The organism is Cutibacterium sp., assembly GCF_030525615.1.
Taxonomy (GTDB): Bacteria; Actinomycetota; Actinomycetes; order Propionibacteriales; family Propionibacteriaceae; genus Cutibacterium.
In genome coordinates this window covers 131,609-154,564 of sequence record NZ_JAUNEJ010000002.1, presented here as the reverse complement: position 1 = coordinate 154,564, position 22,956 = coordinate 131,609, and the positions used below count along the sequence as shown (strand labels likewise).

Annotated in this window: 23 protein-coding genes and 1 tRNA gene; 15 read left to right on the top strand and 9 right to left on the bottom strand. The window is 60.5% G+C overall.

Going from position 1 to position 22,956, the window contains the following annotated elements; genetic code table 11:
* Positions 1-41 precede the first annotated feature (41 nt).
* The 3 genes from Q4B98_RS04415 to Q4B98_RS04405 form a co-directional block, all read right to left on the bottom strand.
* Positions 42-115, bottom strand: a tRNA-Gly gene (locus Q4B98_RS04415).
* Between the two features lie 71 nt (positions 116-186).
* Positions 187-798, bottom strand: coding sequence for a hypothetical protein (locus Q4B98_RS04410; RefSeq protein WP_303195903.1), 612 nt, complete (start codon positions 796-798; stop codon positions 187-189).
* 55 nt (positions 799-853) lie between these two features.
* A complete protein-coding gene (locus tag Q4B98_RS04405) occupies positions 854-1,051 on the bottom strand; it encodes a hypothetical protein (RefSeq protein WP_303195901.1) in 198 nt (65 codons plus the stop codon).
* Positions 1,052-1,077: 26 nt separating this feature from the next.
* Between Q4B98_RS04405 and Q4B98_RS04400 the strand changes: the two genes are divergently transcribed.
* The 4 genes from Q4B98_RS04400 to Q4B98_RS04385 all read left to right on the top strand — a co-directional run bounded on the left by Q4B98_RS04400 (position 1,078) and on the right by Q4B98_RS04385 (position 3,280).
* Positions 1,078-1,251: a hypothetical protein gene (locus tag Q4B98_RS04400; protein WP_303195899.1), complete on the top strand. Its 174-nt coding sequence runs from the start codon at positions 1,078-1,080 to the stop codon at positions 1,249-1,251.
* Positions 1,244-1,402 carry a hypothetical protein gene (locus Q4B98_RS04395; RefSeq protein WP_303195898.1) on the top strand — a complete coding sequence of 53 codons (159 nt, stop codon included), beginning with the start codon at positions 1,244-1,246 and terminating at the stop codon, positions 1,400-1,402. The genes Q4B98_RS04400 and Q4B98_RS04395 overlap by 8 nt, the downstream gene beginning before the upstream one ends.
* A gap of 295 nt (positions 1,403-1,697) precedes the next feature.
* Entirely contained in the window at positions 1,698-2,129 is a 432-nt protein-coding gene (locus Q4B98_RS04390; RefSeq protein WP_303195896.1) for an immunoglobulin-like domain-containing protein, read from the top strand.
* A 227-nt stretch (positions 2,130-2,356) separates the two neighbouring features.
* Positions 2,357-3,280, top strand: a complete 924-nt coding sequence (locus tag Q4B98_RS04385; RefSeq protein ID WP_303195894.1) for an NADP-dependent oxidoreductase — start codon at positions 2,357-2,359, stop codon at positions 3,278-3,280.
* 90 nt (positions 3,281-3,370) lie between these two features.
* On the opposite strand, the gene Q4B98_RS04380 is transcribed toward Q4B98_RS04385, so the two are convergent.
* The 3 genes from Q4B98_RS04380 to serB all read right to left on the bottom strand — a co-directional run bounded on the left by Q4B98_RS04380 (position 3,371) and on the right by serB (position 6,848).
* Positions 3,371-4,885: an acetyl-CoA hydrolase/transferase family protein gene (locus tag Q4B98_RS04380; protein WP_303195893.1), complete on the bottom strand. Its 1,515-nt coding sequence runs from the start codon at positions 4,883-4,885 to the stop codon at positions 3,371-3,373.
* A gap of 294 nt (positions 4,886-5,179) precedes the next feature.
* Positions 5,180-5,974: a D-hexose-6-phosphate mutarotase gene (locus Q4B98_RS04375; RefSeq protein ID WP_303195892.1), complete on the bottom strand. Its 795-nt coding sequence runs from the start codon at positions 5,972-5,974 to the stop codon at positions 5,180-5,182.
* 16 nt (positions 5,975-5,990) lie between these two features.
* Positions 5,991-6,848, bottom strand: coding sequence for a phosphoserine phosphatase SerB (serB, locus tag Q4B98_RS04370; protein WP_303195890.1), 858 nt, complete (start codon positions 6,846-6,848; stop codon positions 5,991-5,993).
* Positions 6,849-7,040: 192 nt separating this feature from the next.
* On the opposite strand from serB, the gene Q4B98_RS04365 reads away from it, so the two are divergent.
* Positions 7,041-7,424, top strand: a complete 384-nt coding sequence (locus Q4B98_RS04365; RefSeq protein WP_303195889.1) for a hypothetical protein — start codon at positions 7,041-7,043, stop codon at positions 7,422-7,424.
* Between the two features lie 68 nt (positions 7,425-7,492).
* On the opposite strand, the gene Q4B98_RS04360 is transcribed toward Q4B98_RS04365, so the two are convergent.
* Both Q4B98_RS04360 and Q4B98_RS04355 read right to left on the bottom strand, forming a co-directional pair.
* The gene (locus Q4B98_RS04360) at positions 7,493-7,696 is read right to left on the bottom strand and encodes a hypothetical protein (RefSeq protein ID WP_303195887.1); all 204 of its coding nucleotides are present in this window, start codon (positions 7,694-7,696) and stop codon (positions 7,493-7,495) included.
* The gene (locus Q4B98_RS04355; protein ID WP_303195885.1) at positions 7,693-7,974 is read right to left on the bottom strand and encodes a hypothetical protein; all 282 of its coding nucleotides are present in this window, start codon (positions 7,972-7,974) and stop codon (positions 7,693-7,695) included. The genes Q4B98_RS04360 and Q4B98_RS04355 overlap by 4 nt, the downstream gene beginning before the upstream one ends.
* Before the next feature lie 467 nt (positions 7,975-8,441).
* On the opposite strand from Q4B98_RS04355, the gene Q4B98_RS04350 reads away from it, so the two are divergent.
* The 5 genes from Q4B98_RS04350 (at position 8,442) to Q4B98_RS04330 (ending at position 15,685) form a co-directional block, all read left to right on the top strand.
* The gene (locus Q4B98_RS04350) at positions 8,442-9,407 is read left to right on the top strand and encodes an alpha/beta fold hydrolase (protein WP_368492304.1); all 966 of its coding nucleotides are present in this window, start codon (positions 8,442-8,444) and stop codon (positions 9,405-9,407) included.
* 47 nt (positions 9,408-9,454) lie between these two features.
* Entirely contained in the window at positions 9,455-10,339 is an 885-nt protein-coding gene (locus Q4B98_RS04345; protein ID WP_303195883.1) for a pyruvate, water dikinase regulatory protein, read from the top strand.
* Between the two features lie 318 nt (positions 10,340-10,657).
* Positions 10,658-13,309: a pyruvate, phosphate dikinase gene (gene ppdK, locus Q4B98_RS04340; protein ID WP_303195881.1), complete on the top strand. Its 2,652-nt coding sequence runs from the start codon at positions 10,658-10,660 to the stop codon at positions 13,307-13,309.
* Positions 13,310-13,523: 214 nt separating this feature from the next.
* Positions 13,524-14,828 carry an FHA domain-containing protein gene (locus tag Q4B98_RS04335; RefSeq protein ID WP_303195879.1) on the top strand — a complete coding sequence of 435 codons (1,305 nt, stop codon included), beginning with the start codon at positions 13,524-13,526 and terminating at the stop codon, positions 14,826-14,828.
* Between the two features lie 134 nt (positions 14,829-14,962).
* A complete protein-coding gene (locus Q4B98_RS04330) occupies positions 14,963-15,685 on the top strand; it encodes a ThuA domain-containing protein (RefSeq protein ID WP_303195878.1) in 723 nt (240 codons plus the stop codon).
* A 566-nt stretch (positions 15,686-16,251) separates the two neighbouring features.
* Here the strand turns inward: Q4B98_RS04330 and deoC are convergent.
* The gene (gene deoC / locus Q4B98_RS04325; RefSeq protein WP_303195876.1) at positions 16,252-16,926 is read right to left on the bottom strand and encodes a deoxyribose-phosphate aldolase; all 675 of its coding nucleotides are present in this window, start codon (positions 16,924-16,926) and stop codon (positions 16,252-16,254) included.
* Positions 16,927-17,429: 503 nt separating this feature from the next.
* On the opposite strand from deoC, the gene Q4B98_RS04320 reads away from it, so the two are divergent.
* The 5 genes from Q4B98_RS04320 (at position 17,430) to dnaJ (ending at position 22,956) form a co-directional block, all read left to right on the top strand.
* Positions 17,430-18,575 carry an inorganic phosphate transporter gene (locus tag Q4B98_RS04320; protein ID WP_303195873.1) on the top strand — a complete coding sequence of 382 codons (1,146 nt, stop codon included), beginning with the start codon at positions 17,430-17,432 and terminating at the stop codon, positions 18,573-18,575.
* Positions 18,572-18,805, top strand: coding sequence for a hypothetical protein (locus Q4B98_RS04315; protein WP_303195871.1), 234 nt, complete (start codon positions 18,572-18,574; stop codon positions 18,803-18,805). The genes Q4B98_RS04320 and Q4B98_RS04315 overlap by 4 nt, the downstream gene beginning before the upstream one ends.
* Positions 18,806-19,083: 278 nt before the next feature.
* Positions 19,084-20,937 carry a molecular chaperone DnaK gene (gene dnaK / locus Q4B98_RS04310; RefSeq protein ID WP_303195870.1) on the top strand — a complete coding sequence of 618 codons (1,854 nt, stop codon included), beginning with the start codon at positions 19,084-19,086 and terminating at the stop codon, positions 20,935-20,937.
* Between the two features lie 92 nt (positions 20,938-21,029).
* Complete coding sequence (gene grpE / locus Q4B98_RS04305; RefSeq protein WP_303195868.1) at positions 21,030-21,740, top strand: nucleotide exchange factor GrpE; 711 nt, start codon at positions 21,030-21,032, stop codon at positions 21,738-21,740.
* A gap of 73 nt (positions 21,741-21,813) precedes the next feature.
* Positions 21,814-22,956, top strand: coding sequence for a molecular chaperone DnaJ (dnaJ, locus tag Q4B98_RS04300; RefSeq protein ID WP_303195866.1), 1,143 nt, complete (start codon positions 21,814-21,816; stop codon positions 22,954-22,956).

Below are 22,956 nucleotides of genomic sequence, written 5' to 3'. Positions count from 1 at the left end.
CGCCAAACGCAACCCCAGCCTTATCAAATCCGAGGTCATAGTGGAGCGGGCGACGGGAATCGAACCCGCGTATCCAGCTTGGGAAGCTGGCGCTCTACCATTGAGCTACGCCCGCGTATCTCTTGTGGAGACTCGCCGTAGGTTAGCGCACCTCGTCAGAACAGTGCGACTCACCTCGCCGGCTGGTCAGTAATGTTGCGGAACCGGTCCGTAGATGACTGGGCCGTCGAGCTGGTGCGCTTCTGGCGGTGTGGAACCATGCGAATCCATCCAATGGCGTACCGGTGGCAGCCAGACAATGATCCCAGCTGCGACGAGAAACGGCATACCGATCCATGCCACCCAGTTCAGGGTAATGGCGGCACACCCTACGCCGACTCCGCCAATGGCCCCCCACCGCACCCAACGGCGTCCTAGCCAGGTGTTCACTGCGAGAATTCCCGGCATAGCCACCATCGCCCCAGCAATGCACATCATCGCGGTAGCCAGCAGCACTGACGCCAACGACCCTGGTCTCGGATGGGTCCACGTCATCAGCTGGGTCGCGTGGATGAAGGTGGGGATGTGGATCGACTGCCACCATGCCACCACCAGAGCAACCGCAGCAGCCACGGCGGCCACGTAGTACAGGCCAGCGGCAAGACGTCCTAATGTGGCTGACGATTTCGTCTGGGTCTCCACGTCCTCCAGAGGAGGAAGGGTGCCGATCGTCTCGGCACTGGCACGGACTGGCTGAGCCTTGTCCGTGTGCGCGTCTTCGGCATGGCGGGGCTGGGGGTATGCGGGTTGTTCGGTCACAATCCTCCTGACGGTCTGGCACCAAGCCTAACCGTGTTTGACTGCGCAACCACGATCACGGGTCAGGGACGTTGACCGGGGCGTTTTGGCATGACGACTTTCCCGATGTGGAAACGGTCGTCTCGACGTACATCGATGTCGTTGAGCCCTTCGACGTCATCGTGAGCGTGGCCCCGGACTCGTCGTGTGCCTGAACCGTTGCGCCGTCGACCCGCTGGTCGAAAAACCCCACCTCGTCGAGGCGATCCTGCACCGAGTCAGCAATATTGCCTTCCCAGTGTGTTTTTTGACAAGAGGTTCCAGCCCCTCATCGGTCGTCCAGGTCACGGACCGGTAAGCGCACGTCGAACCGGATGGGGTGAACCCGACCTTGCTGGCGTCAAGGCGCCAACGATGATCGGGATCGCGGAAAGTCCCGGTGAGTTCGACGAGGGTGCTTTCGTAGGTGACTGAGGCGTTCTCGGTCGTCACTGGTGGGGTTGTGGTGGGGGAGGGGGTGGTTGCCGTCGTCTCGCTGGCTGCCGGGGTACTGGTGTGTGTCGAGGTATTTCCGTTCGAACAGCCGACCATTGCCACGACGACCGCACCTGCGATAGCGATGTGAGCCAGAGCTCCACGTGTTATCACGGTCGATCATGGTAGATGGCAGCTGTGAGCCCGGCAATCAGTCCGCAGGTTTCTGACAGGCCCAAAACCCCTTTTCAAGAGGGTTTACCGAGTCATGAGTGGCGCTGTTCACCGAGGTTTCATCCACTGGTTGCCGAAATGAGGCCCGCTGTGGCCATCGCGTTCAAACCTGTTGCCGACGATGGAGCACGCAGGCATGGACCGCCTGCACACGTCAAGCGTGAGGACAATCACATGTCACGTACCGGAAGGTCCGCGCGTTCCTGCTCGCGGTGGCTGTCACCGTCGCGGCGATGGCCGGTATCAGCGCCACTGACAACCTTGACGGTGACATCACCAACATCACGGTGTCCGGAAACATCAACACCAGCAAGGTTGGCACCTACAAGGTGACCTATCGCGTCACTGACAAGGCCGGGACCGCCGCCAGTGGTGAACGCAACGTGACGGTGGTCGAGAAGACCCCGGCCCCCTCTCCGAGTGGGTCGGCGACTGCTTCCCCAAGCGGCCCGGCGACCTTGTCCCCAAGCGGATCGACGACCTCGTCCCCAATCGGATCAGTGACTCCACCCGCGAGTGCCCCGGACAACCCGAACGATGTCACGAGCACCGCACTGACGATGGCTTCCAGCAACACCGCCACTGCTGGCGGCACCGGTAGCGAAAAGTACCGCCCCGCCATTCTTCCCAGGACTGGAGTGTGATTGACCGGTAGCGGCAGGGGGTTTTGTAAAACCTTCGACCGACACCATGGCTGCGTGCGTCAAAGTCCCGGTCGCCTGTGGTGGCCGGGGCCTCGCGTCGTCTCGCACAGAGCGGGATGGCGCGCCCGGTAGAAAACGAACACCAAGGTCGATCGCTGCCAGCTCAATGGGAGAATCAGTCGTAGTCGGAAGGGAATAGTCCGGCTTGCCATCGGTGTTGCCCTGGTATGACCAACAGATTTGCACAGCTCGCCACGTTCGAAGATCCCTTTACCCTCACAGTGACCGAGGGAGAAGAGCCACATGCCGGTCCAGGCCAGGTCCGAGTGCGGGTGGCCGCAGTCGGTCTCAACCCGCTGGACTGGAAGGTTGCATCCAACCCTCACACGGCTGAGGGTTTCGGGGTGAGCGCACCGACTGGTTTCGGGGGAGATATGGCTGGAACCGTCGACGAGGTTGGTGATGGAACTGAAGGTTTCGCCGTCGGCGACCGAGTGTTCGGGCAAGCCGGTCTGGGCCAGGCAGCTGCCCAATACGTCGTCATTGACCATCCCGAAAAGGACCTTGTTCACACCCCGGACAAGCTGTCCGACGAGGTGGCAGCCGGACTCCCCATCGTCGCGCTCACGGCAGACGGGGCGCTGACGACGATCGGCCTTACCAAGGGTGACACCCTCCTCATCGGCGGAGCGGCTGGTGGGGTCGGAACCATCACCGTTCAGTTGGCCGCGCGTATGGGTGCGACAGTCATCGGCACTGCGTCTGAGGGTAACCACGAGTACCTGCGCAGCTTGGGGGCCATTCCCACCACCTACGGTCCGGGACTGGCCGACCGGGTTCGCAAGCTTGCCCCCACTATCAATGCCGCCCTTGATCTCAACGGCACCCAGACTGCTGAAGCTGCCGTCGAACTCGGCGTCGCTCCCGGGCGAATCGGGGTTATCGCTGCCGGTGACGACGCTCCGGCTGGGGTCCAGCGCACCGGTATGGTCAAAGCAACCGACGGAGCCCTCTCACGTATCGCAGATCTTGTCGCTGACGGTGACATCGTGCTGCCGATCCAGCAGGTATTCCCGCTCGATCAGATTCAGGACGCAGTGACACTTCAGCGGGGCGGGCACGTCCGCGGAAAGGTCATTGTTCGGATCTGAGCTATCGGCCAGAGACGGCACACCCAGATAGCGTGAATGCGAAAGTGGCTCCCGACATATATGCCGGGGGCCACGTGTATCGGTGATCGGTCAGGAAAGCTTCATGGTGCCGGTCTCGAGGAACCGGGTGTGCCACGCATATGCCTCACCCAGCAGCTGCGGGGTGTGCTTGAACTTGCAGTCATGCAGCGCACGCTCGTAGTAGTCCAGCAATATCGGGCGGTAGTCCGGGTGGGCGCAGTTCTCGATGATCTTGGGTGCGCGCTGACGTGGGGCCAGGCCACGCAGATCGGCGATGCCCTGCTCGGTGATGATGACCATGACGTCGTGCTCGGTGTGGTCAACGTGCGACACCATCGGGACGATCGCCGAGATGGCACCGCCCTTGGCAGTCGATGGGGACACGAAAGCCGAGATAAAGGCGTTACGGGTAAAGTCACCGGACCCACCGATACCGTTCATCATCCGCGAGCCGGTGACGTGGGTCGAGTTGACGTTGCCGTAGATGTCAGCCTCGATCATGCCGTTGGCACCGATAACACCGAGTCGACGGATGACCTCGGGGTGGTTCGAGATCTCCTGGGGGCGCAGGACGATGTGCTTGCGGTAGAAGGAGGCATTCTCGTTCATCTTGTGCGCGTACTCAGGCGACAGCGAGAAGGCGGTGGCGGAGGCCACGTCGAGTTTGCCAGCGTCGATGAGGTCGATCATGCCGTCCTGGATGACCTCGGTGTAGGAGGTCAGGTGCTCCAGGTCAGAGTGCAGCAGGCCGTCAAGAACGGCGTTCGGAATGTTGCCGACACCCGACTGCAGCGGCAGCAGGTTCTTCGGCATACGTCCCTGCTTGACCTCGTTGTCGTAGAAGTCCAGCAGATAACCGGCGATCTTGTGGGAGTCGTCGTCGATCGGCTTGAACGGACTGTTGCGGTCAGGACCAGATGTCTCGACCACGGCAACGACCTTGTTCTGCGGCACGCGCAGGTACTTTTCACCAATGCGGTCACCAGGATGGGTGATCGGAATCGGCACGCGGTTCGGGGGCAGGGCGAAGCCGTAGTACACGTCGTGCATACCTTCGAGGTCCTCAGACTGCCACGAGTTGACCTCGATAATGATCTTGTCGGCCTTCTCTACCCAGACATTGTTGTTGCCGATGGAAGATGTGGGGACGACGTCGCCATCCTCGGTGATCTTGGTTGCCTCGATGACGGCGAAGTCAATGTTGCCGAAGAATCCCTCGCGCGCCATCATTCCGGCCTCGGAGAGGTGGATGTCGGTGTACAAGGAGGTGCCGTCGTTGATCTTGGAACGCATTTGGGGATCGGACTGGTAGGGCATACGCCAACCAATGCCGCTGACGGAGGCAAGCTCGCCGTCAAGCTCAGGAGCGGTAGAAGCTCCGGTAAATACGTTGACGGTGAACTTTTCGCCGCGATCGTGGGCTTCCTTGATGCGCTTGGCCAGCGCTCCCGGAACCGCCTTGGGGTAGCCCGACCCAGTGAATCCACCGAATCCGATCTGGTCACCGTCATTGATGAGGGCAGCCGCGTCGTCCGCGCTCATCACTTTCTGACGCAGGGCTGCGTTCGCAATCCGCTCTGACATCTGTCCTCCTGCCGCCGTGCGGCTGGTTGTCGGTGACGGCGCACCGCGCTACCAGTGAGCCGTCGAAGAAACACTGTTTCGTTCCCGTTGCAGGCGGTCCGAAACCGTATCGATATTTTATATGTGGGTTCTTGGCCTTGGACGGCCTACCCCAACTTTTTACTCTCTAATGTGCACAGTTGACCGGAAATCAGTGGTGCCGACGCACGGCTGTTCACGGGACTTCGGGTGGGAGGTAGGCCGACGATGTCACGGGCGTCGTCGTGGCCTTACTAGGATCACAATCTTTCGTGGTCACAATGACGTGACGGTGATTGTCGTCGTCGCGACGAGGTCGGCACCTGGGTCAAGGGTGACCGCGTTGTCCTTGCAGACTCCAGTCTCGACGCACACGAAGTCGCGCCATGCCTGTGCTGTTGGGGTGTCGGCAATTCCCGACGCCGAGCGTGGGTTCCAGACCACTGCGCTGGGGCAGTTGGTCGTCGCCAGATGAATGTTACGGCCCCAGACCGGGTCAACGAGGGTCAGGGCTGGCCCGACTCCCTGAATGACGGTGTCGGTGTCGGGGGCCATGACGAGCTCATCGGTGTCAAAAGACCCCTCGTCACCGGTCGCGAAGTTGCGCCAATCGGCACCCTTGACCCCCTGGACACGGGCCTGTGCGGAGTCACCAACGCGCAGGTAGGAGTGCCACATTCCCTCGACGGTGCGGGGCACCTCGTCATGGTTTGTGAGGGTGAGTGTCATCTCCAGGGCGTTTTTGGTCATGACGACCTGGTGACGAATTCCGATAGCAGCGGTCTCGGCGGTTCCGACGACCTGGAAGGGGTCTGCCATCGTCACCGAGAAGTCGGTGCGGCGAGCCAAACCGTGTTGGGGATCTTGGTCGTTATTCGGCCCGTGACCAAACCACGGGGCACACAGCGGGATACCTCCCCGAATAACCACGTCGGACTCGTCGGCGTGTTCGGCGTCGAACCAGATGACGGGCTTGTCGTCGGCCTGCCAGCTCAGCACCTGGCAGCCGTGCTCTGCCACCTGCCATGCGCCTTCATGAGCGGAATGAACGGTTCCCGGGAGGTTACTCATGCATCCATCATCGTGGTCATTGTGCCCACACCGAGCGAACTGCGTCGATCCGCTCACACCGGATGGTGTTTCGTGCAGCAGCGACGGCGACGGGTTTAGCGCAGAAGGCGATCGCCAGCCCGGCAGTCGCGAACATATCGAGATCATTGGCTCCGTCACCAACGGCGATCGTCCGCCTCAGGTCGACGTTGCGCCCCTTGGCCCAGCGACGTAGCCAGGTGGCCTTGGCGGCGCGATCAACAATGTCTCCGACGACCCTGCCGGTGAGGTGATCGTCGACGATTTCCAGCTCGTTGGCGGCAGTGAGGTCAGCGCCAATCTCCTCAGCCAGTGGGTTCACCAGCGCCGTGAATCCCCCTGACACCAATCCTACGGCGGCACCAACCTGATGTGCAGCCGTGACGAGCTCAGCTGCTCCTGGGGTGATGACGGTGGCCTTGCGTGCTTCCTCGATGGCCCCGACATGCAGACCTTCCAGACATTTCACGCGCTCATTGAGGGACTCAGCGAAGTCGAGTTCCCCGGCCATCGCGCGGGCTGTGACCTCGCTGACTTCCTTAGCCTTTCCGGCATACTCGGCGAGCAGATCAATGGCTTCGGTACGGGTCATCGTCGAGTCGACGTCACAGACGATCAGACCGGGTGGTTCGGTCGCGAGGGGGCCGTGAGGGTGCAGAACCCCGGCGCCTGTCTGGGCGGCGAGCGCGCGCACCTGGGTCATATTGCCGTCGAAAGACATGGCGTATTCGAAGATGTGAGCGGCCCAATCGCCGGTGTGGATGCCGCGCATACATGCGGCGTGGGGCCAAAGAGCGGTGCCGGGGGCGCGGAGGCTGGAGCGGTCGTCGCTGACGAGGATGACGCGAGAACTCATGACACCACGGTAGGAGAGTTTGGGGCTGGGTGGTGTGGGTTCCGCCCCTCGGCATGATCGTCTACCAACGGGACAGCTAGCCGTGCTGTACAACACAAACTATCCTCGTCTTTAAGTAGGCCCCTTAGTGGGGGACGGCGAGTGTTACGCCAATTCAGTCGCTGTCGTAATGTGGATCCTTCTGTAGGTGCGATGTCTTCCGAAAATAGTTACCAGCAACAGATTGCTTCTCTCGAACGCAAAGTTGCGCGATTAGAAGATTTAGTGTTTGACATTGTTCATTGCGTGGAGTACCGCGACGATAAACCATTTAATGCTCTCACTTCACAGTTGATGATATACGGAGATGAGCGCATTGAGTTATTTTTTACACTCGACTATATTTGTGATTTATTGGAAGGTCGGCCTTCTGCTTCAAAATCACATTTACTCAGGCGAAAAATTGACGACAAAGATGTATTTAGACGTACCTCGTTAAGCGAGCCAGAAGCGGTAGGCTATCTCTCTGAAATAGTCGGACCTGCGAATGCTGAAGAGATGCTGAACGCTTTTAGGCGGCAGTATCGACACAAGTAGGTGTCGTTCTGTATGCGCTGTTGACGGCTGCGGGTAGTAGGGGACGAGTGGTCTATCGCGGCCGTTAGTCACTCATCCTTTTTGTGAGCAGTCCGAATAGCTTCAGGGATCATAATGACCAGCCTTATGCCGGTATAGGCTGCGGCGAATACGCCAAACCAAATGAAGGCGTTTTTGACATTCCATCCCGATGGTTTGAGGAAGAATGCTACAGCCATGGCGATTACTCCGGCGAAAGTGTCAGACAGACGCTCTTTCGTTTTGTCTCTCATTTCTTCAGCTTCTCTGCCGCCTTAAGGGCTTGCTTTACCGCCCATGTCAGCGCTCGTGCTGCAACTGGTTTCGGCTTATTTAATGCCCACTCTAAAGGACGCCATCCGGCGCATCCAGCAGCGAATTGCCATATTAGATCGTCTGCCTTGGCAAGGTCACTCCCAAATACGGAAGGCGAACCATGAAAATTTATTTCTGACGCTGAAGCAATGCTGGCGCTGCTACAACCGATAGCCAGCACTGTTGTCCCGACGATGAGCGCCCTAATCTTTTTCATCTCGACTCCTGTGTCTGGATTGTGTGTTCTTCTACTGGGAGTTGAGACTGGAGTAACCGTGTGTTTTTGGTTAGCTGTGTTGGTATCCCATCATGAGTAGCAGACCGAGCGGTACCGACATATGTCGGTGTGTGTTCCCGACATATGTCGATTTGATCGAGTGTTCGGAGCGTCATGGGGAACATTGGAGGTAACGACGAACAAAATCCCTATAAGTATGATTAGCGCGACAGGACTGGCTCAGGTTTCAGCAATGCGGTCTCGGAGGCGGACAAACCCGCTGTTCGTACTCGAGGGTGTGGCGCGGTATAGCGTCGGGGCCTCTCCGCTATGTAGTTGCTCAGCAGGTCGTGCCCCTACCGGGTGATGTGACGAAATTGCTCGTTCCGCCGTGAGACTCTGCACGTGTGTGCACATCGGGACCGGTGACGGTTTTTCACGCCCTACCGTGTGCAGGTGTTAGCTGCGTGATCGGAGGCATTGTGGCCCTACAGGAAATTGAATTCACCTCACACAATGGTCGTGACCATATTCAGGCATGGATCTATGAACCCGCCGCCGACCCGGTGGCAGTGGTGCAGCTTGTTCATGGTTTGGGTGAGCATTCTCGGCGCTACCTGCACATGATCGGCACCCTGCTCGACGCTCGCTGTGTTGTCGTGGCTGACGACCACGCCGGCCACGGACGTACTGCCATGGTGTCGGGGGTATGGGCAGACGCAGGGGATGACGGTGCCACCGTTGTTGTTGAGGACGAGCTGACGTTGCAGGCCTTGGCACGAGAACAGTTCCCGGACCTGCCCTATCTTGTCTTTGGTCACAGCTGGGGTTCGATGATCGCCCGGGTGATGGCGGTCGATCCTCGGGCACGACTTGATGGCCTGGCTCTGTGTGGCGTCGCGGCCGAGCTGAAGGGTTTGGAGCATAGCCTGGACCGGGATGGGTTGCGTGCCGCCGTCGAGGCTGACCCAGCCGGAGCCGTCGAGCCGGTGTTTCTTGAGCAATTGTTTGACGGTTTCCTCGACCGCTGTGGGCCTAACCCGGGTCCCACTGATTGGGTGGCCTCCGACCCGTTCGTCGTTCGCGATCACGGCAGGGACAAGTTCAACAACTTCGGTGCCCCAATGAGCAACCGGTTCGTCTGGAGCTTCCTCGAAATCTATCAGCGCGCCAACGCCGAGTCGTTCTACCGTGATCTGCCACCCATGCCAGTGCTCATTTTCTCCGGCGGCGACGATCCGGTTGCCAATTTTGGTGACGGTGCCCAGCACGTTGCAGACGAACTCACCCGCACTGGTCACGACGTCGAGATTCGTATCTACCCAGGGTTGCGTCACGAGGTTCATAACGAGCCGAAGTCTCAGGCCGATGTGGAGGCCAGACTCGTTGGGTTCGTCACTAAGGTCGCCACAATGACACACACAAAGCGGTAGTGACGAAGCGCGGTGTCATGGCGTCATGACCCAGATATCATGACACCATGGCAGAGTCGCCCTTGGAAATACACGTCATCGCCGATTCGACGGGTGAGACCGCCGTCCGCTTGGCCCGTGCTGCGCGAAGCCAGTTCGAAGGGGTCCACTGGCACATCGTTCGTCATCCCATGATCGGTACGGTTCCGGAAATGGTCGCCGCCCTGGAGGCCGTCAAGGAGTCCCTTGACGCCGGGCAGTGGGTATGCGTGGTACACACCCTCGTTCTGCCCGATATGCGTGAAATGGTCACTGACGCGTGTGAGGAAATGGGTATCCGCGAGGTCAACCTCATGGGTCCCATGCTCGAGGCCATGGAGGAAGCTTCGGGTCTCGACGCCGACGCCGTACCGCGCCGTCCCGTGGGTGTTGAGGCCGACTACTTCACCCGCATTTCGGCGATGGAATTCGCGGTGCGCAATGACGACGGTGCCATACCCGACCGCCTGACTGAGGCTGACATCTGTTTGGTCGGCGTGAGCCGTTCAGGTAAGACGCCCTTGTCAATTTATCTGGGATATCTCGGTTACAAGACGGTCAACGTTCCGCTCGTACCCGGTATCGCTCCGCCGTCGGAACTGGCGGCTGTCGACCGGTGGCGGATCGTCGGGTTGACGATCGACGCTCAGCGGCTGCTGGAAATCCGGGGCCGTCGCGTTCGCGGTCTGGGCGGTTTTGGCAACGAGGACGGTTACGCCGATCTCGCCGCGATTTACGACGAGCTGGATGAGGTTGGCAAGATTCAGCGCCGCTTGGGCTGCCCCATCATTGACACGACCGGGCTGGCCCTGGAGGAGTCGGCGACGAAGGTTATCGACATCGTTGACCGACGGGCCAAGACGGCGGGGACCAGGCTGCGTAAGCCGGCTGGGTCCTACCGCACTCGCCCCTGACCCGCACCGCCCCGACGGGAGCATTCGCAACTTTTGCCGACATCACTCAGCACCGTCATACCGACGGTCGCTTCGTCGGGTTGTCGAGGGCGGCGCACCAAGAGAGATACCAACGGAAATGAGCCGTTTGTGCGCTGCCGTGACCGGTATGGCCAGCGAGCCGACTATTTGGGCTACTGGTGAAAATGCCCCATGAGCGTGAGAGAATGACGGTATCCGGCCTGATGGGAGGCTGGTCTTCGGACTCGCTGCGCAGTCGCACGGGTCCGAATGCCGTGAATTGATGAACAGGCTGACACAGATCGAAGGAGATCAGTCATGACTGACCGTTACGTGTACGACTTGTCCGAGGGCAGCGCCGAGATGAAGCCGTTGCTCGGAGGCAAGGGCGCAGGAGTTGCCGAGATGAAGCGCCTCGGTGTCCCGGTGCCTGACGGATTCACCGTCACCACCGAAGCCTGCGTGGACACTATGACGAGGGACGGAGAGTGGCCCGAAAGCCTCGAATCTCAGGTGTGGGATGGGCTTAAGCGTCTGGAGGAGCGCACTGGTCGCGGTCTGGGCGACGTCAACAAGCCGTTGCTCGTGTCGGTCCGTTCCGGTGCCGTCATCTCAATGCCCGGCATGATGGACACCATCCTCAACCTCGGCATTTCCGACGACACCGTTGAGGCCGTCGGCAAGGAAGCCGGCAGTGAGCGCTTCGCATGGGACTGTTACCGTCGCTTCATCCAGATGTACGGCGAGGTCGTCGAGGGCATCGACGCTCACGTCTACGAGGACGCCCTGACTGCCCTCAAGGAGGAGAAGGGCGTCGAGTCCGATACTGATCTGACGGCCGATGATCTCAAGGGTCTAGTTGATACCTTTAAGAAACTGTCCAACGAGCAGCTTGGCGGCAACTGGACGACGGACCCGCGTGAGCAGCTCATGCGTGCTGTTGACGCCGTGTTCCGTTCTTGGCTGAACCCGCGGGCTTTCGTCTACCGCAAGGCCAATAAGATTCCAGACGATCTGGGCACCGCCGTCAACGTCATGCAGATGGTCTTCGGTAACCGTGGCGACACGTCCGCCACCGGTGTCTGCTTCACCCGTAACCCTGCCACCGGTGCCAAAGAGCTTTACGGTGAGTTCCTCGTCAATGCCCAGGGCGAAGATGTCGTTGCCGGTATCCGTACCCCGCGCTCCCTCGCTGAGATGGAGGAAGTGCTGCCGGAGGCCTACCACGAGCTCATCGACACCATGAAGAAGATGGAGTCGCACTACCGCGATATGCAGGATATGGAGTTCACCGTCGAAAACGGCAAGCTCTACCTACTGCAGACCCGTAATGGCAAGCGCACCGCTGCTGCTGCCCTCAAGGTGGCTCGCGACCTTGTTGACGAAGGCGTCATCAGCAAGGAAGAGGCCCTTATGCGGATTGAGCCTGCTCAGCTCGACCAACTGCTTCACGAGGCCATCGATCCGAACCACACCGAGCGGCCCGTCGCCGAGGGCTTGCCTGCCTCTCCAGGTGCCGCTGTTGGTGAGGCGGTCTTTGACGCCGATGTGGCCGCCGAGCGTGGTGCCAAGGGTGAGAAAGTCGTCCTCATTCGTTTCGAGACCACCCCTGATGACATTCACGGTGTCATCGTCAGCCAGGGCGTCCTGACGGCTCACGGCGGCATGACCTCTCACGCTGCCGTGGTCGCTCGTGGCATGGGCAAGCCCTGTGTCGCCGGTGCGCGCGGTATCAAGATCGACGCCAAGGCTGCCACCTTGACGATCGGCGATACCGTCATCCACGAGGGAGACATGATTACCCTCGACGGCTCCACAGGTGAAGTCTTCGCTGCTGGTCTGCCTCTCATCCCGCCGCAGATCAACGCCGACTTCGAGGAGGTTCTCTCGTGGGCTGACGAGGTTCGGCGTATGGGCGTCGAGGCCAATGCTGACAACGCCACTGACGCCGCCAAGGCCCGTGAGCTGGGTGCTGAGGGTATCGGCCTGTGTCGCACCGAGCATATGTTCTTCGGTGCCGATCGCCTTCCTGCCATGCACGAGATGATTACGGCGGAGACCCCGGAGGAGCGCCAGGTTGCCGTCGACAAGATTCTGCCGATGCAGCAGGCCGATTTCGAGGGTATTTTCACCGCGATGAAGGGCCTGCCAGTCACCGTCCGTCTACTTGACCCGCCGCTCCACGAGTTCCTGCCGGATCTCGTCGAGCAGTCCCTCAAGGTCCAGAAGCTGCAGGACAAGGGGGCTGATCCGAACGAGCTTGACAAGGAACGTCGTCTGCTGGCCCAGGTCAAGAAGCTGCATGAGCAGAACCCGATGCTCGGTACGCGTGGCTGCCGCCTCGGCATGTTGTACCCCGAGATTCCCGATATGCAGGCCCGCGCCATCATCCGCGCTGTTCTGTCGGTGCTCAAAAAGGAGGGGGAGACGGTGCAGATCAACATCATGATTCCGCTGGTCTTCACCCCGGTTGAGCTTGAGACCCAGCGCCGCATTGTTCAGCAGGCCATTGATGAGGAGTTCGAGGCCGCTGGCACGAAGGTCGACGTCAAGATTGGCACCATGATTGAGCTGCCGCGTGCTGCCCTTATCGCCGATAAGATCGCCGAGGTCGCTGACTTCTTCAGTTTCGGTACCAACGACTTGACCCAGACCACCCTGGGCATTTCCCGTGACGACGCGGAGAACGGCTTCCTGACCGAATACCTGCGTACCAAGGTCCTCAAGGAGAACCCGTTCGCCTCGATCGACCAGGAGGGCGTCGGTCAGCTCGTCGCCGGGGCTGTGGAGAAAGGTCGCGCAACCAATCCGCAGCTGAACCTGGGTGTCTGTGGTGAGCATGGTGGCGATCCCGCGTCGATTCACTTCTTCAACAAGACCGGACTCGATTACGTGTCCTGCTCGCCATACCGTGTGCCGGTTGCACGGTTCGCTGCGGCCCAGGCCGTCATCTCGCAGAAGGAGAAGTGAGGTTAAAGGATTCACCGTCTTGCTGACGTGAGCTTTCGGCCCCTCCATAGCGGTGGAGGGGCCGATTGCGTTCGTGGAGCACCCGAAAGCGTGTGTGGAATACAACAGGCCGGCGCAGCACCCGAGAATCCGAGTCCGGTAGGGGGTATGTCGACGGCGTAGCCATATGCGCGGAATAATAGTTACGACCGTGCCCCCGACTTCTGGAGGATTAATGTCCCAGACTTTCGGCGCCTGGCGCGCCACCTACACCCCTGGTTCCTGGGTGGTGCTGGCTGGGCCGAGCAGCCTTGTCGTCATGCAGCCGGCCGCCCCGCGTCATTCCGGATTGGTGGCGTCGATCTGGCAGCAGGTGGCCGAGGCCGATGATCCGCAGGCGCTCGTCTCGACGTTGACGATGATCGGACTGGCAAAGATGCCGAGCCTGGGAGTGTTTTTCTGGGTCGATGGTGAGATGTACTCCATGGCCCGTGGCCAGGTCGTCGTCAAAGACGCCTCCACCGGTGAGGTTGTCAATCATGGGGACGGCCTGCTGACGTGGAGCGAGAAAAAGCTCAACCCATCGACCGTCGTCGTCGAGATGGAAGAGGTCGAGCAGAGGCTGGCCATGCCGCTGCTGTTGGGTGTAGCCCAGGCGAGCAAGGTCATCATCGACGCGACTGGCCAGGTTCAGCCTTTTGTCGTTGGCGGTGGGATTCATCGTCCGCGAGTGGTGGCGAGTTCCGACGACGCCCTCAAACCGTGGGTTCCCCAGGAGCAGCAGGCCGAGGAGGAAGCTGGCGAGCTGACACATCCAGCTGATGAGTGGGACGCTCCCGGTTTCGTTGAGGTTCCGGCCCCTGATAGCGCTGCTATTGATTCTGCCGAGGCCGCCCCTGAACAGCCGGTGAGCCCGGTGGCCGTGCAAGCTGCCGAGCCAGAGTCCGTTGAGACTGCGGTCGCGGGTGAGGAGACTGAGCCCGTTCGCGCTCAAAACGACGGCCTAGGTGACGCCGGGGCTTTTGATGGCCAGTTTTATACCGGTACCCAGCCGGTTGGAGTACAGCCTGAGCCAGGGGACGTCGTTTCCGCTCTTGCCCCGGGAACATCGCCTCAGCAGCCCAGCCAGTTTCAATACAGTGCCGACGAGAGCGAGGACGAGGGATTCGCCTCTGCCTCGGTGAGCGATGGGCCGTTCCCTCCGTCAAATGTTGCGGCAACCCTGGTCTCGACCACCGGAGAGGTCACGTATCTCAAGGATGTGGTTTTGGTCGGACGTGCCCCGAGGGCCGAGAACGGTGAGGACATCATGCGCGTGCCCTCCCCGAGACAGGACATCAGCCGTACTCACGTCAAGTTCGCTGTTGGGCAGTGGGGGATTGAAGTGACGGATATGCATTCCACGAACGGCACCGTCGTTCGCCGTGTCGGTCAGGATCCGCTGCGGCTGGAAAGCGGTCAGACGATCGAGTTGGCCATTGGTGACGCTGTTGATCTGGGCGACGGTGTCGTCATCACCATCGAGGCTTACCAAGGCTGACAGGTCAGGGTACGGGGGCTGTACGAAGGAATCGTGGCGACGACGGGGAACGACGCCGGAGATAATTCGTCCTTAGTGGGGTTAGTGTCCTAGTGTGACCTTTTAGATCCACCCAGGATCAGGAAGGAAATCCCATGGGGCACATTCTCGTTTTGTCGGGATCTGGGCGTTACGCCGACGACATCCACGACTTTGACGCCACCTCCGAGGCTGTCTCCCAGATCTTGACCGAGCGCGGTCACCAGGTGGAGGTGAGGTGTTCTGAGCCGGAAGCTTTGGACCACCTCGCGGACACGGATCTGCTCATCGTCAATACTGGCGGGGGAGACCCGGAGGAGGAATGGGACTACGTCCCCGAGTGGTCGCGTGCCCACAACAAGATCCGGGAACACCATGAGGCTGGTAAGCCGATTCTCGGTCTGCATACCGCCTGCAACACCTTCTGTGATTGGGACCTGTGGCCGTCCATTCTCGGTGGCCAATGGGTGTTGGGGGTCAGCGGACATCCGGAGCGTTCGTACGGAGTCTTCGAACCGGTACCCGACGCTGCCGATCACCCGATTTTGCGCGGCATTGAGCAGGTGGTCGTTTATGACGAGCGGTACTCCAATTTGAAGATCAATCCGCTTGCGACTCCGTTGCTCTTCCACGAGACCGGTGAAGAATTCCACGCGATGTGCTGGGTGATGGGCAACAACGTCGTATACGACGGGCTGGGTCATTCGGCGCGGTCGTACGATTCGGCGTCTCGACGCCAGCTGCTGTGTAACGAGGTGTCCTGGTTGCTGAACTGGAAGCGCCGGGAAGCTGCTGCGCAGGCTGCCGCCCCGGTGGGGGTGGAACCTCAGACGGTCTGAGCGGCGGTCGGCGGTACGGGCGCACGAGGCGAGGTCCAGGTGCGCCACTTGTTTTCCGAGTATTTGCTTCACCCGTCCCATTAGCTGTTGCGGTTCATAGGGTGTGTTGTTGTGGGTACTCGCCGGCAGACTCCTTACTCGGGCAATTAGTTTGCACTTCATATCCTGACGGGGCCTGTCCCTCGTCGCCCCGGCAGCGTTAACAACCTCAAAAACCGCAACGCCTCGTATTTAAGCAATACATTTGTATTGTAACTCGATATGGTTTAGCGTCTCTTAAGAGATAACCCGACCCAGATTCCCATGTCGCGAACCCGCTGAAACAAATTGGCCTGACGAAAGGAACGCTTAATGTTTAACAAGAATCAATCGCCACACCATCACCCCGCTACACCCTCGTTTGCGATGAGCCGCTTTAGACGGTTGCGGTGCTGGGGTGTCGGCAGGTCAGCGCCAGTATGAAGAGTTACAGAACAAACCACGTGCACGGCCACGATGGCCATGCAGCCATTGTTGAACCCGGCACCGGACGAAGACCTTAACGGCCACACGGGTCGCGCGGAGCTTCATTCCTTGGGAGCGCCGGCAAGGATCTTGGCGGTTGATGAGACGCCGAGACGAGTCGCACCGGCTTCGACCATGGCACATGCGGTGTCGTAATCACGAATACCACCGGAGGCCTTGACCCCCAGGCGACCCCCAACTGTGTCAGCCATGAGCTTGACGGCCTCGACGCTCGCCCCACCTTTCGGGTGGAACCCTGTGGACGTCTTGACGAAATCCGCGCCAGCTTCTTCAGCGGCCTTGCACGCACGAACGATCTCGTCGTCGGTGAGTACGGCTGATTCGATGATGACCTTGAGGATCTTTGGGTCCGGCACAGCCTGCTTGACGGCAGCAATGTCGGCGGTGACATCCTGCCAGCGTCCTTCCTTGACCATGCCAAGGTTGATGACCATGTCAACCTCGTCGGCCCCGGCGGCGATCGCGTCACGGGCCTCAGCCGCCTTCACTGCGCTGGTGTGTTTGCCAGAGGGGAACCCGCATACCACGGTGAGCTTGACGTCACCCATGTCGACGTTTAGCGGGAGCATTGACGGTGACACGCACACCGACCAGGTTCCGTATCTCTTGGCGTCGGCGACCAGCTTGGCGACGTCATCGTGGGTGGCCTCCGGGGTCAACAAAGTGTGATCGATCATACCGGCCAGCGTGGCAGCAGACAGTGGGGTTGAGGGCATGCCAACTCCTTTTCTTGGACAAGCGTGTCCACCCTACCCGGGCTGTGCCCGAGAGTTTTCACACCCAGTAGCCCCAGGCGCACTGATGGGGACCCAGCCACATCCCGGATCGGGTATGACGGCACTGCTGACATTCGGCCATCTTCGGGCCAATCTCCTTCCCGAGCGCGCAATGTGAACGCGTACTGGGGGTGAACTCTTTATTAACAGGAGTGGGCAATGTCGTTTCGCACTTCTCCCGCTGCTGTAGGAGTATCCCCTAGTAGAACCGATGTACAACATGTCAACACTATGTCTCCAAGGGGTGCTTCGGCGGTGAGATTGTTCACCTTGTCGTTACTTCGTGGGGAACTCGCCACACGGACGGGTGCTGACTGGGCGTAACGTGTCAGTCGGTCGGAACTGCTCCCGGGTTCTGGCCGGAACGTCCGCCCTGCTTCGATAAGGAGTGGGGTTCCCAGCTCGCCGTCCGGGGGCGTTACGGCCCGCACAAAGGATCTTGCATGAGTTCGACCCTGTTAATCGTGGTCATCGTCGTCGTGACGGCGTTGGCATTCGACTTCACCAACGGCTTCCACGACTCGTCCAACGCGATGGCGACGTCAGTGGCAACCGGAGCACTCAAGCCTAAGGTGGCCGTCATCATTGCGGCCGTTCTCAACGTTATCGGTGCCTGCTTGTCGACCGAGGTTGCCAAGACGATCTCCGGTGGCATTGTCAATGACCAACTCGTTACGGTGCCGATGGTTTTCGCTGGTCTCATTGGCGCAATCATCTGGAACCTTGCAACCTGGCTGTTCGGTCTACCGTCCAGCTCGTCCCATGCTCTGTTCGGGGGCCTCATCGGCGCTGTCCTAGTCGAGGCCGGCATGAGCGGTATCCACGCCGACAAGATTATAAGCAAGATCATCCTGCCTGCCCTGGTCGCCCCGTTTGTTGCTGGAATTGCTGCTCTGCTGGCGACGTGGCTGGCGTACCGCATTACCGATCACACCGCGCACCATTCGTCGCGGATGTTCCTGAATGGCCAGCGAGTCTCGGCCTCGATGGTCGCTTTGGCTCACGGGACCTCTGACGGTCAGAAAACAATGGGTGTCATCACTCTGGTTCTCGTCGCTGCCGGATATCAGACGTCGGGTGCCGGACCGGCGTGGTGGGTGATCTTGGCGGCTGGCTGCGCCATCGGTCTCGGCACTTACTCCGGGGGTTGGCGCATTATGCGCACCATGGGCAAAGGCCTGTGTGACATCGAGTCTCCGCAGGGATTTGCTGCTGAGACGGCGTCGACGGTCGCCATTCTGGCTTCTTCTCACCTGGGCTTCGCGCTGTCAACCACCCACGTCTGCTCTGGTTCGATCCTCGGTTCGGGGCTTGGGCGCCACACCGAGGTGCGTTGGGCAACTGCCGGAAAGATGGTCATTGCCTGGGTAGTCACCCTGCCGGCTGCCGCCATCGTCGGTGCCATCACCTCGGCCATCGCTGGGATCGGCACCTGGGGCGTCATTATCGACCTCGTCCTGCTGGCCGTGATGGCTGCCCTCATCATCCGTCAGGCCAACCACCACAAGGTTGACCACAACAACGTTAATGACTCCACCCAGGTCGGCGTCCGGAAGGGCTCGGCCATTGCCGGAGGGACTGCAGCATGAGTATTGATTGGGCTTCGCTTGGATTGGTGGCCGTCGTCACGGTTGCGGCCACCGTTATCATCGTCAGCATTGCCGCCGGTGGTGCGCTGATGCTTGACCGAGCTCATGCACGCACTGAAGCGGGAATCGATGGGGCTGCTGGACTTGTGGCTCTGGGTTGGACGGCCATCGGTGTCGCAGGGCTCGTCGTCTTGTACGGCCTCTATTTGATTGTTCCCTACTTCCATTGATTCCCCAGCGTGCGTTGCCGAGAGTGCCGGACGGTCTGCCGTCCGGCATTTTTACGCTCTCAGTGAGTTTTTGCTGAGCCGTTGTCTGCGGTGATGGCCGGTTTTCGGTGGGCCGGGAATACAGCGGTGCCTAGGCGGGTTGAGTGTGGTGAACTCAATCTCATTGAAAAATGAGTCAACATCAACTTGAGTGACGGCGACTCAGGGGTTAGGGTTGAGTCGAAGTCGCTCAAGGGGATGCTTTCCCAGAACTTTCGTCCAGCAGGAGGAAACAAACTATGGCCCGTTCAGTCGGTATCGACCTCGGAACCACCAACTCGTGCGTCGCCGTCCTCGAGGGCGGCGAGCCCACCGTCATCCCGAACGCTGAGGGTGCTCGTACCACCCCGTCGGTGGTTGCTTTCACCAATTCGGGGGAGACCCTCGTTGGCGAGGTCGCCAAGCGTCAGGCTGTCACCAACGTTGACCGCACCGTCCGTTCCGTCAAGCGTCATATGGGCGAGTCGTGGACGATGGGCGTTGACGACAAGACCTACAAGCCGCAGCAGATCAGCGCCTTCATCTTGCAGAAGCTGAAGAGGGACGCTGAGGCATACCTCGGTGAGTCGGTCACCAACGCCGTCATCACCGTCCCGGCCTACTTCTCCGACGCTCAGCGTCAGGCCACCAAGGAGGCCGGTGAGATCGCCGGACTGACCGTTGACCGTATCGTCAACGAGCCGACCGCTGCTGCGCTGGCCTACGGACTCGACAAGGCTGACAAGGAGCAGACTGTTCTGGTCTTTGATCTCGGCGGCGGCACTTTCGATGTCTCCGTGCTCGACATCTCCGATGGCGTCTTCGAAGTGAAGGCCACCAACGGTGACAACCACCTCGGTGGTGACGACTGGGATCAGCGAATCGTCGACTGGCTGGTGACCCAGTTCAAGAACGCCAATGGCATTGACTTGTCCGCCGACAAGATGGCCAAGCAGCGTCTGCAGGAGGCAGCCGAGCGCGCCAAGATCGAGCTGTCGCAGGCTTCTGAGACTCATATCAACCTGCCGTACATCACCGCCGGTGCCGCTGGTCCGCTTCACCTCGACGAGAAGCTGACCCGCGCTGAGTTCCAGCGCCTGACCTCGGACCTTCTTGAGCGGTGCCGTACCCCGTTCAACGCGGTGATGAAGGACGCTGGCCTCAACGTCTCCCAGATCGACGAGATCATCCTCGTTGGTGGCTCGACCCGTATGCCCGCCGTTTCCGAGCTGGTCAAGGAGCTTGCTGGCAAGGAGCCGCACAAGGGCGTTAACCCCGATGAGGTCGTAGCCCTCGGTGCCTCTCTGCAGGCCGGTGTGCTGAAGGGCGAGGTCAAGGACGTGCTGCTCCTTGACGTCACCCCGCTGAGCCTCGGTATCGAGACCAAGGGCGGCGTCATGACCAAGATCATTGAGCGCAACACCACCATTCCGACCAAGCGTTCCGAGGTGTTCACCACCGCTGAGGACAACCAGCCGTCGGTGATGATTCAGGTCTTCCAGGGTGAGCGCGAGTTTGTCCGCGACAACAAACCGTTGGGCAACTTTGAGCTGACCGGTCTCATGCCCGCCCCGCGCGGTATCCCGCAGATCGAGGTGTCCTTTGACATCGATGCCAATGGCATTGTCCACGTCCACGCCAAGGACATGGCTACCGGTAAGGAGCAGTCCATGACTGTTACCGGCGGTTCTGCCTTGGGCAAGGACGAGATCGACCGCATGGTCAAGGAGGCTGAGGCCAATGCCGAGGCTGACAAGAAGCGTCGCGAGGCTGTCGAGATGCGCAACGAGGCCGATGCGCTGGCCTTCCGCACCGAGAAGCTGCTCGACGAGAACGCCGACAAGATCCCCGAGGACACCAAGGCCCCGGTGACCGAGGCCATCGCTAAGTTGAAGGAGACCCTTAAGGGCACCGACAACGACGACGAGGTGAAGGCCGCCATGGACGACTTGAACCAGAAGGCGTCGGCTATGGGACAGGCGATCTACGCTGCAGCCCAGCAGGCCCAGGCTGAGAACCCGCAGGGTGAGGGTGCCGAGTCGGCCAGCTCTGAGTCCGGCGACGACACCGTCGTGGACGCCGAGATCGTGGACGACGAAGACGACAAGAAGTGATCGGGGCCACGGCCTGACCTCAAACCCCGCATGGACCGCCGGGTCGCCAATCATGACGGCCCGGCGGTCGGCACCCACGTGGAGGAAGAAAGATGACTGACAAGAACGTCAATCCTGAACAGAACCAGGCCGACGATAACCAGGCTGGTGAAAACGTAGACGAGCGTTTCGCCGATATCGTCGATGGCGTCGATATTGACGCCGAAGCCTCGGCCGAGGGGGCGCAGGCACCCGAGGAACAGGCTCCCGAGGAGCTGTCGCGGGAGGCTCAGCTCGAGGCTTTGCTGGCTGAGCGCACCGAAGATCTGCAGCGTCTGCAGGCCGAGTACGTCAACTACAAGAGGCGCGTCGATCGGGATCGCGCGCTGTCGCGTCAAGCCGGTGTCGATAAGGTCATTACCGACCTCATGCCGGTTTTGGACTCGATTGCGATGGCCCGTCAGCACGGTGAGGTCGAGGGCGGGTTCAAGCTCGTCGTCGACGATTTGGAAAAGGTGACCAATGCTCACGGCCTGACCAGCTTCGGTGAGGTGGGTGACGCCTTCGACCCGACTCTCCACGAGGCTCTCATGCAACTTCCGATGGAAGGGGTCACCGTAACTTCCGTGAGCCAGGTGATGCAGCCCGGTTACAAACTTGGTGACCGAGTGTTGCGTCCTGCGCGCGTTGCAGTTTCGGACCCAGATCCGAACGCCGCGCCCGCTGAGCCGGGAGCCACTGAGCCGGGAGCCCCTGCTGAGTCGGAAGCCGAGGAGCCGAAGGTCGAGGAGTCTCAGGACCAGACCCCCGAGACCGACGACTGAGCCGAATCACTGAAGCGGGTGGCCATGATCGCAGACCAGACGAACTCACGATGACTAGGGAGGGAGGAAGAATATGAGTACGAAGGACTGGGCCGAGAAGGACTACTACAAGATTCTCGGCGTCTCCAAAAATGCCAAGCCCGAGGAGATCAAGAAGGCATTTCGCAAGATCGCTCGGGATAACCATCCCGACTCCCACCCTGGTGACAAGGCTGCCGAAGCTCGTTTTAAGGAAGCTTCTGAGGCCAACGACGTGCTGTCGGACCCCAAGAAGCGCAAGGAATACGACCAGGCACGCAGCCTCTTCGGATCAGCCAGTAGGTTCGGGTTTCCGCATGGCGGTGCCCAGACGAGCGTCAACGTCGAAGACTTCATCCGCACCGCGTCCAATGGTGACGGCTTCGGAGATCTCTTTGGCAACCTCTTTGGTGCTACCGGTGGGCGACGTACCACTACCCGGGCGGCCCGTCGAGGTGCCGACATCGAGGCGGAGACGACGATTTCCTTCGAGGACGCTGTCTTCGGAACGACTGTCACCATGGACATGGTTTCCAAGGCCCCATGTCAGGCCTGTCGGGGGACTGGGGCCCGAGCCGGAACGGTGCCGAGGGTGTGTTCGACCTGTCAGGGTTCGGGTATGCACGCGACCTCGGCTGGCGGCGTCTTCGAGATGACCGAGCCGTGCCCGGATTGCCACGGGCGAGGCATGGTCGTCGAGGACCCCTGCCAGGTTTGCCACGGATCGGGTCGGGCCAAGTCCACTAAGTCCATGCAAATCCGCATTCCAGCGGGAGTTGAGGATGGCCAGCGAATCCGTATCAAGGGCAAGGGTTCCCCGGGGGAAAACGGTGGTCGGGCCGGCGACCTGTACGTCAAGGTGACAGTGCGGCCGCACAAGATTTTCGGACGTGACGGCAGCACCCTGACGGTCGATGTTCCGGTGACTTTCGCTGAGGCGGCTCTGGGCGCTGAAATCGAGGTGCCGACCCTGGCTGGAGGTACTGTCCGGCTGCGGATTCCTGCCGGCACCCCGAACGGTCGTACTTTCCGGGTACGCGGGCGTGGTGCGCCGCGTTCTGACGGCAGCAAGGGAGACCTGCTCGCCACTGTCGAGGTCGTTGTCCCCGATAAGCTGGGCGACAAGGCACGACATGCCTTGGAGAGTTTCCGTGACGCCGTTCGGCAGCCCAACCCGAGGCCGTGGGAGGTGAAGTGA